The following is a 12,583-nucleotide window of genomic DNA, read 5'->3' as shown; positions in this document are numbered from 1 at the left end:
ATAGCTATTCAATTTCGACTAATGGCGCGTGACAGGTGCCCATTATTCAATTGGAGATTACAGTCTGCTGCGAAACTCCTGCGGCGTTACGCCGACATGCTTCTTGAAAAATCGGGTAAAGTACCCCGCTGTATCAAAGCCGACCGCCACTGCCACATCTTGAACCTTTGCCTGAGATTCGGCAAGCAAAGCCTTCGCCTTATCGACTCTAAGCTCGGTGATGTAGTCGGAAATATTGCGTCCAGTAGAGGTCTTATACAAATTCGACAAATAGGAAGGATTCAGATAGACGGCCTCTGCAAGGATTGCCAACGAAAGATCGTTATCCAGATGCTCGACGATATACCGGTTCAGCTTCTGGATAATGCGTTCCGTCCTCTCGTCCAACTCCCGCTTGCCGTGACGTATTAGATTGCAGCCCAACTCGCTTAAGAACTGTACCGCTTGCTCCTTGGTCTTGTGCGCGTTTATGTCAAGCAGTCTATGGATCTTCAGCTCGGAATCCGCCTCGGCAGCGTTGTCCAATCGGTCTGTTTTATTCCATTGTTGGAGCAAAATGACGGCGACGGCATAATAGGTCTGTGCATACACGGTGAATCGATTCCCTTGGCCATGGAACAGCTCGTCCAACAGCTCCAAAAATAACGATTTCTGACCCATCTCGATTGCGCTTTCGATTCGGGTTAGAAGCGATTCGGGTACTGCCTGAGCCTCATCTGAAGCGGCCTCTCCTCGGTGGAGGAGAATCATTTCCCGACCGTTGCCAAGACCTAAGATAAGGCTTTGTTTTAATAGCTGATAATTCTTTGCAATATCACGCCAGCCGATGGGCTTTTCATGGCTAATAAAAGACACCGGAATATGGAGTAATGCCGTGCACGTTTGCTGAATGCTCTCCAGCGTTCCTTGGGTATAGGCAGGCAATTCGTTCCAATTCGTAGCGCTAGCATTCTTCGGTTGAATAAGCCAAGCAAAATAAGCGCCGCCGAGCATGACGGGGAGCATAACGACTCGATCCATGTATTCCTCGGCAATATTTTGCACCGCATACAAGAGCAACGATTGATCGGACATACTATAGTGTTCATCCCAGTGATCGACGCGCCCGCAGACGAGCATGACATGATCATCGGCACGAAGTATCGTGTCCAGCTCTCGCAGGCGATCGGGGAGGTTTGCAGTTGCCAAGTCCCCCTGCTCCAATAAGACCGTAAACCATTCGCGGCGCAGCATCGGCAGCAGCTCCTTCAACTGGCCTTTGGCACGAATGAGAAGGTCCTCGTTACGATAATCTTCCTGAATCGCGCTCGACGCGCGCCGTATGCTTTTGACGATCGCTTCGTCACCTTCGGTTTTGAGGATATAGTCGACGCCGCCGCCGCGCTGCGCTTGCTGCGCATATTGAATATCGTTGACCCCTGTCAGAAAAATGACTTTGCAACGCGGCCAGCGAGACTGAATCCATTGCTGCAGCTCCAACCCGTTCATCTCCGGCATGCGAATATCGCTCAGCACGATATCCATCTTTGTGCGGGACAACCAGCCGATCGCTTCTTCAGCGGAATAGGCCCGGTATATATCCAGATCCAGGTCTGGTTCATCCTGTAGCATCTCGTAAAGTCCATCGACGGTGAACGGTTCGTCATCAACGATCAGTAATCTAAACATTCGGTTTAAACCTCCTTCAGGGGGATGACGACAATGATCTTAAGTCCGCCGAAATCGCCATTGCTCAAGTGCAGACCTGCCGAGCCGCCAAACTTGATTTGCAAACGCCTGTGCACGTTGATCATACCCGTCGTGACCGTAACGTCCTGCTGTCCGTTCAGCAGCGCTTGGAGACGCGCGATTTTCTCGTCTTCGATCCCTCCGCTATCTTCCACGCGGATGAGCAGCTCGCTTTCCGTCATGCGGAAATCGACTTCGAGTATGCCGCCTTTTGCTTTTTTCTCCAATGAATGCACGAAAGCATTCTCGATGATCGGCTGAAGAATGAGACGCGGGACGAGGAGGTGCTCCGCCTCCTTCGGCACTTCGGCGAAACGAACCGTGATGCGGTTGGAGAATCGGATCGATTGAATCTCCGTATAGGATTTCGAGTGAGCCGCTTCGCTGGCCAAGGTGACCTCTTCAATATCGTCCCGGGTAATAAACTGGAAGTATTCGCCAAGGTGCTTCGTCAATCCCATAATTCGGTCATTCCCATCCTGCTTCGCCATCCGGTATAGGATAAAGAACGTGTTATACAGAAAATGAGGATTGATCTGAGACTGAAGATGCTTTAGCTCGGCTAGACGAGTTCGGTACTGCTGTTCATAGACTTCTTGGATTAGTCGCTTCAGCTCCCGGACCATCGCATTCAACTGTTTGTATAAATAACCGAACTCGTCCTGGAACGGATATTCAACGGACACGTCGAATTTTCCCTGCTCGATTTTGCTGAACGAGCGTACAAGCTGCATGAGCGGCCGGTGAATAATACGGTACATGCTGAGCGAGAAGGCAATGATAACCAACACGGCGACGCCATAAAGGACAAACACCCAGTTCCGGTACCGGTCGAGCGGTTTCTCCACTTTTTCGGAAGGTACCATCATCATCAGTTTTGTATGTAGGATTTCTGAATTTTTGACGGATTGCAAATAATCTTTGTTGTCAATCGATACTCTTCGGTTGCCTTCTTCCGCTGCATATAACATCGTCTTTGTTGCATGATCTAACGCAGGAGCACTTGCACCAAGAGAGGACCAGACCATACTGCTGCTCGAGAGAACAGCAATACTATCTTCCACGGCAAACTGCTTGAGCTGCGCTGTTATTTCCTGGTTCGAGATCTCAACGGCAATCAGAAACAGCGGCCTATCGTTGACAAACCCATACGGCATCGTGATAAAGACACGTTGATCCCAAATATGAAAAGGCGACTCAAGCGGTTGCGTGGGTTCAGATAAGGCCCGGAACATGTCATCATTGAAATCGACAATCGAATTGGAGTTAGAGGCCACAATCCTGTTCATCATGGGAATGAAGACCATCGCATTCTTGATAAACGCACTCGAGCGGCTCAATATATCCATCTGCTGCTTCAGTCGAAGCACCGATCGGGTTCGTTCGATGACCGGCATAATCTCCGAGGTTGTGCTCAGTTTCATGAGGTCCTCGTCATTGACGTACTCCCGCAGCAGCCGCATCGTTCGATCAAAATCGCCGTCCAGGATGTCCATATACAATTCTACGCGCGAAGACAACGAACCCGCGATCTCTTGTCGGACGATATCCGCGCCGGCTTCGTTCATCTGCAGCCCTAAATAGAAAAGCGGCGTAAGCACCATCAGAAAGGTGAGCGCAATCTTAGGCAGTATTGGAAGTGAGCCTATTTTCTTGAATATCTGCATCTTTAACCTTCCCCTGAATAAAAAGATGAGCTCGCACAGGGAGCGTCTTTCATTATCATAGCGATATTATGCGGAAAAGGGAAAGCCGCAAATCGGCTCTCCCCTTGATCTTTGCTATTCAACACCTCAACGTTCGTTTTCTTCCTGCTACTCGCTCTATTGGTGTATAGCGTTCTTAGTGGACGACGACTCGAACGCGGCCGAGATTTTGAACCTGTGCGAAAGGCGTGTTCACATCTCCTTCACGCTGGGAAGTGATTCGAATCGCCGGGTAGTAAGTCCCTGGCTTGGTATACTTGAATTTCATCGAGATGTTTACCGTCGGCCGAGGTACCCCGAATTCCCACGCCTTGAAATCACCCGTACCCGCAAAATCCCATTCGGTTCGTACAATCTTCCCGCTTCCAGGAGGCACCTGAATCTTAGCAGTGAATGTGGCCGTCTGGCCGGCAGCGATATCGATCCTCGCTGCGCCGCCCACGGTCAAATCCACGACTGGTTGAATGCCTTGACGTTGCGTTGCTTTCTCCGGCACTGTAACCTGACCGTCTGCGACTTCATACTTGGTCGAACGGGCTGGCGCCACGCCCTTCTCTACCCATGCACTCACATCCCGCAGTGCTTGCTGGAGCAGACCGTCGTACTGCACGAGCCGCCGGGTACGGGCTGGGCTGATGTGATCCGCATTGTCGTTATACCAGACCCGGAAGTTGTCATCATAACGATTGCCGAGCGACTCCTTTACCCTCGAGCTATACCAATCGGCATTCCATGGATAAGCATCCATGTCGAGCAGGTTGACGACCATAATGACTTTGGCGTGGATATTGCCGCTGTACGCAGCGCCTCCGGACACGCTTCCGCCAATCAACGGTCCAATCTCCATGGCGCGCTGTGGATATATTGGCGTACCGTCAGCTGCTCTGAACTGATCCCAAGCCGTGAAGCTAAGCGCCTTCGGCACTTGATGCCGGTGATAAGAGAGCGCAGCCAGATACCAGCGATTGTCTATCTTCAACTTTGAGCCGGTATGGATGGCAGATAATACGTTCTCAGCATTTCCTTTCCCCAGGGTGAATACCTTCGTTACCGGATCGAATGAACCTGAGAGCTTCCCAACCGTTGTCGTGCCGTCGGCCGAAAGCAAGGTGTAATCAAGCCAATACATCGGCGTCGTAACATCCGGTACCCGATCGAGGGTCAGGCTCTTCACGACATTCTGTCCATCGTGCGTAACTTGCGTTACGGTGGAGGCGGTGTCGACCTTGGAAGAACGAAACAGCTCGCCCAGAGCCGATTGCTCCGTGCCCAAATATCCTGGTTTATTCCAAAAGTCCTCCACATAAGTAGGATCTATTCCGCAAAGGGCAGTCAAAAAACCGAGCAACCCATCAGCATCATGCAGACCAAGTAAGTAGTTATAGTCTTCCCAAGCCCGCAGTGGAACGCCTAGTTTCGTAACCTCCTGCAGTACCGCCTTCTCCATATCGTTAAGCCCGGCATACGGATCTCCACTGCCTCCCGGGCTCATCGCGTCCGCGATCTGCTCCGCCTTCTTCTCTAAGACGAAACGCGCGAAAGCCCGAATGAAGAAATTATTGGGGATCGAGGTTGGAACGCCTGTTATGTAAGGCACGGCACCATCCCATACACCCTCAGTGCCCTCTAACGAGCCGATGGTCTGAAAAGAGCCCCCGCTGCCACCGTAGATATAACCGTAGATGCGACCGGACCAGCCATAATACTTCGCCGCTACCGTTCTGGAGAACTTGGCCGCTGCGGCATCGACCCGATAACCGCCCCCACCGTTCGTCTGCACGGTATATGCTCCGCTGTCCGCACCAAAGTTGACATTCACATCGGTGGCATTCTCATCCTGAAGCGGATACACGTTTTGGAAGAAGCGTCCGGTAAACTTATTCTTCGCCGGGAAGTAGAAGGTGAACTTTTTGTCCGTACCTTCGAAGTGGCCGGATACCTTACGATGCGGCACCGGGGTGGTCAGATCCGTTTCGCTGTCGATGACGGGACGGTTGTACAACGGATCTACGCTTTCCGGCGTAATTAACGTGGAGGCGCTTACATTTAAAGACGCCGTGCTGCTTTCTGCTGCAGAAGTGATTGGCACTAACATGGAACTGAGCATAACCATAGCCAGCGCCCCGGTCGCAGCCTTGCGTATTAATTTTCTCGAAGAAATCATGTCACTCTACCCCCTATCAGATGAATGCGCTTTCTAAATCAAATTCATTCCGTGACATTCTTTAACGCATAAGAGATCTCTCGTGACTAGTATATAAGAGGGAGATTCAAAGGCATATTAGACTTTGTTTGGATTCTGATCTTTCATTTGTGAGTTCAGGCTGTAACTCACCGTTAAATTTCCGCTTATTTCGTTTTCAATGTACAAGGTGATACCCGGAGAAATACAAGGTGATTTATACGAGTGAAACTTATTAATTCTTGTATTTCAAAAAGAGGCAGCCCGCGTACGGGAGCCCCTGTTCTTTTGAGCGGTTGCTACAAATCGCGCCGGTGACGATAACAAAGAGATTCGTGTAAATGGTCCTCAGCTCCTCTCTGGAAGTAGCTAAGCCAGCTCACTAATAGGCATTCAACTGCAGCGTATCGGACAGCAGAAGCGGCGGCTCCGTTGCGCCACGGATATCCTCGATCGTGAAGCCTTCGGCGACCTCAACTAGATGCAGGCCTTCTGGCGTAACATCGATAACCGCCCGGTCGGTAATGATCCGATTCACAACTTGCTTACCGGTCATGGGAAGGCTGCAATTGTTAACGATCTTGGGCTGGCCCGCCTTGTTGACGTGGTCCATAATGACTACGATCCTCTTCGCGCCGTGCACCAAGTCCATGGCTCCTCCCATGCCCTTGACCATCTTGCCGGGAATCGTCCAATTGGCCAGATCTCCGGTTGCGGACACTTCCATGCCGCCCAGAATCGCCAGATTGATATGTCCGCCTCGTATCATGGCGAAGGAATCGGCACTGCTGAAATAAGCTGCGCCCGTAATGGCGGTGACGGTTTCTTTGCCGGCATTAATCAAGTCGGGATCGACGCGGTCCGGCGCCGGGTAGGGGCCGATACCGAGCAGGCCGTTCTCGGACTGCAACTTCTCCACCGATGCATAAAACGATTGGCAATCTGCCAACATAATCACTTTTTCTCGATTCATGCAGACAAATCAACCTCCTGTATACTTTCTTATTAACATTATAACCAGAACATACGTTCTTATACAATAAGATTGAAAAGTTAATCAGTGGAATCCATTTTGGCTAAGAAGAGGGAGGAGATAGGGGTTGTCGTGCGCATCGATCCTTATAAATGGCGGTTCATTCCGCTGCATACCGTTCAAGACCATTGACGAGGCGTAGGCAGCTTACGTGCAGTCGCCGTACTGACGGAAGTGATGGAGAGCATGGCTTTGAGTGCGTGACGGAAAAAGAGCTACCCCCGAAGGAGCAGCTCTTTTCCATTATCAGCTGATTTACAGCTATGTAGCGGAAAGCACTAGTACCAGCGTAGCTATCATGAAGTGCAAACATCTGGGGGGTTAAACATTTCGGTCTCTACTGTATTCAATGTTTTTCGGTTTCAGCGTATTATTCACACTAATGTTAAAAGTGTCGTATCCTTGGCCTATATATGTTGTTCCAAGATAATGGTTATAGTAATCACGTTGAACTACATTAATATTATATTTATCATAGTCAATCGCCCCATAATAATCACGTGTATTATATGGGCTAGTTTCGGATGGTCCAGTCCAAACATCAGTTGTATTATAGAACTTTGAAACCGTACCAGTTGCAGAAAGATTTAGAGAAGATTTAACAAGTCCTAAAACATTATTATTAAAACTTCCCGATACCTGTAAAGTTCCGGTAACAGTAAGACTAGAAGATGCAGTATTCGTATGACCTTTTGCCACACTTACAATAAATTTTTGATTGTTAATTGGACCCACACTATAACCTGCAATTTGTAGTGTCCCGATTGAATATGTTGTATGTGAGTAAACTCGACGCTCCTCAGCAAGTGGCTGTATAAGAGAATTATTCTTAGAATTATTCATAGAATTACTCTTCGCCACAAGTGCTGGTTCTACAACAGTTACTTGCGCATTTAGATTAACGCCAGTGTCATACTCCTTATAGTTAGAAATTTCTCCCTCCTCATTACCGAAAGCAGCGCTTAAAGCAGATGGAACTTTAACAGATGATGCCTGTTCCGCAAATGCGGAAGTCGTAATCGCTGCAAAGGATAGCATCGCAGCCATAGTAACAGTGTAAAGCTTTTTCTTCATTTTCCTCTCCATTCCAATTTTAGTAGTTTATTGATCTATATATGTAACTAATTCCACCTCTTTTGGAAATATCCTCTTTTTTTCTAAAAATATTTCGCCTAAATAAAAAAGAGCTATTTTTCGAATATGCCTTCCCTCTCCGAAACACGAATTCGGTAGTTATTGGGAAATCATACTTCTTTTTACAAAAGAGACGGGAAAGTCTTTAGTGTACATTTTCGTTATAATGTTGACTGGGCTCCAATTGTGATTGGCCAGGCTTGGGCAACATGGATGCCGGCGCCAAATAAGGGGTCACTTCACGAAACGGAAAAAATCGTACGCTAAGCAATTCATTACATGAAAAAACCGGACCCTTTATTTTATAAAGGAATCCGGTTTTCATAACCGGGCCCAGTACCAGCGAAGCTGATACTGACCGCAAAGTATAACAGGGATTTATTGAAATTCAACAGGATATCGTACCTCTTCATAGTTCAAGAATACTCGAAAGTCGCGATCATTTTTTAAATTTTCAAGTTCTTCTTGTGAGTAATTCCTGTAAATAGTTTCAAATGCAATGCTATACAAATACCCATCACTTAAGGTTTTGGTTAAGTTTATTAAAGATTGGATAGGCCCTAAAGATTCTTTTAAAGTGGAATTAGCTGCAATTTCTAATTCATAAGATGAATAATTTTCAGGCGATATTTTTTCGTTTGAGAATAATGATACTTCATACCTTACTCCTTTAAGTGGTGGGTCAATCGCAGGATCATTAAGGTCAATTATTTTACTCTCAATTGTTTTTATTTTAAAAGGTAATTTATAACTTTCTTTCTTATTTGTTTTTATTGCACTGTCAACAGCAGTATTATCTAAATTCTCCCGTGCGATGGTGTTCTCCTTTATACTTTCTTCAGAACAACCACACAATAGTAAAATGCTCATTATTACTATTAAAATGTATCCTTTTATCATCTTATTCCTCCTTTTAGCAAATAAATCTCTATAACTGCTTTCTTAATTGGGACATTTAACCCCTCGTATATTAACCGTTTTTTTCAATCCCCAACCCATATTACCACAATAGGAAACGAACCGCTCTGGAAAGAATCTCCCCCTAGATACGTACATTAAAACAGCTGGAAGAACAGCTAAGACTGACGGAGGTAGACGATGCCATTTGAGCGATTACCTAACGTCCAGCAACTTCCTTTTTACCTCCACGCATACCGTTACCGCCCCTTTTAAAATTATTGCTTTAACCATAATTATTTACTAAAGATCAGTCAATATGAATAAGGTTACATAATCAATACGGGCAAGCCAACCAAGAAAACAAGGTTAAAGGAAATGTATCATGATAACCTGCAGGCGGTAGTCTCAGGGCAGTTACTGCAGCCAGCATCGCTATCGCCTAGGGAATCACGCAGCTGCTTCCGGAAAGATCCAGGCAAAAGTCTCGGAGCACGCCGGCGACGCAGGACAAATCACACTGCATACCGGGTTGCTCCTACGAAGAAAAAACAAACAAGAACTGTGCTATCGTACCCGTTAGCTGAATAGCTCCTTTTAATCAGAATATTTATTAACCCATTCCATACTCCAGTCCTGATAAGACTTAGGTTGAAGCTCTTCTATCGTTTTGCCGTCTATGGACCAGTATCCACCATCTGAAGTATCACCATGCGGGTATGAAGTTCCCCCTATGGGTTGACCATCAACTTCATATAAATAAATATCAACTTTCCCTTTGGCAAGCGGATGATTTTTAACAATGAACTTTTCAACGTTGATTGTCTTGCCAAAATATTTGGAAGGGTCAACTAACTGCAATCCCCAATACATCATATATGGCAGCGATATGATTTTCTGCTTTGTCAGTTCGTAACTCTCAGCACGTCCATCATAGGAAACAATCTGGTACCCTTTATTCTCAAGATAGCTACGAGAGTCAGTCTTCATCTTCGATAATTCGTTACGTTTGTTTCCTTGTTCAACCCCCTCTGCATTTGAACACCCAGTCACTATGAGCAATGAAAGCATAATTCCAGCTATCCATTTCATAATTGAAACCTCCTTTACATTTTGGACGTCCAATTCTTTTAAAGGTTGCGTACTCTATACATCTACTTGGCCAAACATTAGTCCCATGAGCGAAGGGCTGCTCACGGCAGCCCTTCAGCATTGAACTATCGTACCCGTTAGTTGAGCGACTTCAATTCTTCCTCCACTCATGTTTTATTCGTTCTAAAACCTCATTAGGTTTTAAGTCATAGCCCGTTGCTCTGTTCCCACTCCAATTAACACCAACATATAAGCTATCTTTTTCAAGACCAGGTAACCATTTGGTTAGAAAATCTTCTAGTTTGATCTCGTATGGTTGAAACGTAATATATGCGGGAACATTTTTAATTACTTTCTCTGCTCTTGATTTCAATGACCAGAAAGGGATTGCTGTTTCACCGTTTATATTGGTTGAACTGGGAAAGCCTTGTTCATCCTTTATTGCCCATACTTTTTTATTCTCTAATATCTCTTCCACAAATGCATGAGATTGTGCTGATGATTGGCTCATGTACACCTCATTAAATTTCCATTTTGGGTTATATTTTTCTGCGTTCTTATTAAAGTATCCTGCCCGTTAGCTGAGCGAAGGGACTACCGCACGGCAGCCCCTTTGGCATTCAACTATCGTACCCGTTAGCTTAATGACGAATCGTTAGTTTCTCTCAGTCTTCAACTCTATTTTTCAGTCTCACACTTTTTCTCATATGTCTGGAAGGTGTCGCCAACGGCCTCATCCACGCTTACGCTGTCAAGCGGCTGCCCCTCATCCTGACTGCAGCCTGAGATGGGGACCCTGTCGCGTGATGCTATTGGGCACTAAGAACATGCCGCTGTCGTAGAGGACGACCTTGTTCGCCCTGGGATTACAGCAACTCTACCGTCACGCGCAGCTATACGGGATCACCTAGATGGAGAAGTCGGCCTCTGGATTGGCCCGGGCTGCGGCCGTCGTCAAAGTTACATGTCCGACTTTTCAACTTCGTGCCATTTTAACCCAATAAGAATTGGCGGTACAATATCCGAATTAATCCAACTATACTTACAATCTAAGCTAAGTCTGGAAATTTGCATATTTCCATCCTTATCATTCTGTAACTTCCACGAACCACTAGCAACGGCTGTTCCTTGCTTCACCATCCCAACAGCATCCGACCAACTAAATTCAGTCCCTTTATTCTTCTCTATTTCTGCTAGAATAGCTTCAAAACGTTGTTGCTCATCTTTTTCTATTTCATCCGTTCGTTCGGAATCCCAGGCTTCGATAAATTCGAAGCCCTTAAGTTTAGAAGCTAAAACTACATCCCTAAATTTGTCCGAGACATACACTCTTGTATAAGGAAATTCTGGTGTTTTGAAAATTGTTTGCATAGCTACTTTATCATCTAAAAAGTGCATCTTTTTGAATCCATTAACTTTACCTCTTAACGTTCTCTCTGGAACTGACCGAGAATAATCTACTGCATCAATAAGGTTAACTACATTCACCATTTTTAGTTCAACAATATTATTAGTAACTTCAACATCCAATAATTCAACGAATTCAAACAATAAATCATTTAGTACATCCAAACTATTTCTATTAAATATAGGGATACCTCCGTGTAAGTAAGCAAAGTCTTGAAATTTACCTTTTTTTATTACTTTGAGTTGTGCCGGCTTCCAATCAGTTGTTGGCCTACCATTAAAACCAAATACATAATCAAAGCTATCATAATTGATAGGGTCCACTGACATGTTATTGTTACCAGCTAAAGTATCCAAATTTTCACTTACACTTCCCCCTTTCGGAATCACCAAAGCCACGCGACTTTTTCGAAAAACCGTCAGACTTCGTAAAACAAGTAATAGACTGACAACAATTATAGAGACAGCGGCAGCTATGGATGGGGAAACAATATCCTAAACTGTCGCTGTTTTATTCAACTCCCTCGGTACGATATGTTTTTCTCACGAATGCTCGCTTATTCGCAGGATTTCGCCCGGTTGGTAAAGGATGAAAGACAAGAAGGGGAACTCCGTGTTAGACTTCGGCAACATGAAGGCGCACGGGAATAGAGGGAGAGCACAGCTACCCTAAATAATTCCATTTACTGCACGCTTTCTCCACGCCGCCCCTAAAAAATTTCGACACCAACTTACCGTGTATACAGAAATTCGTTCTGGAACACAGTTGCAGCTTGCAATTCGTATACAAATCCTTCAATACTGGTGGATCTATCCTTATTTGATTTGTTCACATTAACTTAAAAACTGGAAAAGCCTACTGTCTTTTTCACCGGCTACCTTATCTCGAAACCCCCGCATGAGACACATAGGAAATTCTCCAATAAAATAACTGGTATACAAACCTGCAGGGTGCCGATATCCCAAACGGTGCATCCAGGCATGCCAAAGCGCTCCTGTTAGGGCAGTGTTGGATAGATCGGTTCGATCGAGACTTTTTGGATTGATTGTCACTGTTAACGAATCAGTCTCCGGATTGGACCCATTTGTAGCTTTTACAGTAAAATTTTGTCCCGCTTTAGGAATTTCATATTTAATAAAAGCTTTAGCAGACCGGTTAAACCCATTGGCTGCAAACATCGTTGTAAAACCATTCATCATGATATCTACTGCAGCTGCACCGTTTCCGATTTTCTCTTCAAACCAAACCGGCGCTAAATTAAATCGCGCATATTTATTAGCGCACCTTTGCTCCCTTGATATCTCATCCTGAGCTCTTGAAAAATGGTGCTCATTCCAAAGAAAGAATGCCATTGGTATCATCGTTCTGATCCTCCTTTCATGTGCAACCGTAAATCTATTATC

At 45.8% G+C, this 12,583-nt stretch carries 10 protein-coding genes; all 10 read right to left on the bottom strand.

The window, feature by feature from the left end; genetic code table 11:
• Positions 1-57: 57 nt before the first annotated feature.
• Positions 58-1,668, bottom strand: coding sequence for a response regulator transcription factor (locus H581_RS0108790; RefSeq protein WP_028609702.1), 1,611 nt, complete (start codon positions 1,666-1,668; stop codon positions 58-60).
• Positions 1,669-1,673: 5 nt separating this feature from the next.
• A complete protein-coding gene (locus H581_RS0108785; protein ID WP_028609701.1) occupies positions 1,674-3,395 on the bottom strand; it encodes a sensor histidine kinase in 1,722 nt (573 codons plus the stop codon).
• 175 nt (positions 3,396-3,570) lie between these two features.
• Positions 3,571-5,598 carry a PKD domain-containing protein gene (locus tag H581_RS0108780; RefSeq protein ID WP_028609700.1) on the bottom strand — a complete coding sequence of 676 codons (2,028 nt, stop codon included), beginning with the start codon at positions 5,596-5,598 and terminating at the stop codon, positions 3,571-3,573.
• Positions 5,599-5,998: 400 nt separating this feature from the next.
• Complete coding sequence (locus H581_RS0108775) at positions 5,999-6,568, bottom strand: 3-oxoacid CoA-transferase subunit B (RefSeq protein WP_245599988.1); 570 nt, start codon at positions 6,566-6,568, stop codon at positions 5,999-6,001.
• A gap of 402 nt (positions 6,569-6,970) precedes the next feature.
• Positions 6,971-7,723: a hypothetical protein gene (locus H581_RS0108770; protein WP_028609698.1), complete on the bottom strand. Its 753-nt coding sequence runs from the start codon at positions 7,721-7,723 to the stop codon at positions 6,971-6,973.
• A 438-nt stretch (positions 7,724-8,161) separates the two neighbouring features.
• Positions 8,162-8,683, bottom strand: a complete 522-nt coding sequence (locus H581_RS0108765; RefSeq protein WP_028609697.1) for a hypothetical protein — start codon at positions 8,681-8,683, stop codon at positions 8,162-8,164.
• Between the two features lie 594 nt (positions 8,684-9,277).
• A complete protein-coding gene (locus H581_RS0108760) occupies positions 9,278-9,772 on the bottom strand; it encodes a hypothetical protein (protein ID WP_028609696.1) in 495 nt (164 codons plus the stop codon).
• Positions 9,773-9,923: 151 nt separating this feature from the next.
• A complete protein-coding gene (locus H581_RS0108755) occupies positions 9,924-10,283 on the bottom strand; it encodes a DUF2750 domain-containing protein (RefSeq protein ID WP_028609695.1) in 360 nt (119 codons plus the stop codon).
• Positions 10,284-10,732: 449 nt separating this feature from the next.
• Complete coding sequence (locus H581_RS36315) at positions 10,733-11,578, bottom strand: imm11 family protein (RefSeq protein ID WP_156889531.1); 846 nt, start codon at positions 11,576-11,578, stop codon at positions 10,733-10,735.
• Between the two features lie 435 nt (positions 11,579-12,013).
• Positions 12,014-12,541, bottom strand: a complete 528-nt coding sequence (locus H581_RS0108745; protein WP_028609694.1) for a hypothetical protein — start codon at positions 12,539-12,541, stop codon at positions 12,014-12,016.
• Positions 12,542-12,583: the final 42 nt, after the last annotated feature.

This window comes from Paenibacillus harenae DSM 16969 (assembly GCF_000422465.1).
GTDB classification, from domain to species: Bacteria; Bacillota; Bacilli; order Paenibacillales; family Paenibacillaceae; genus Pristimantibacillus; species Pristimantibacillus harenae.
Note: the sequence above shows the minus strand (reverse complement) of the source record. Positions and strands in the feature narration are given on the sequence as shown.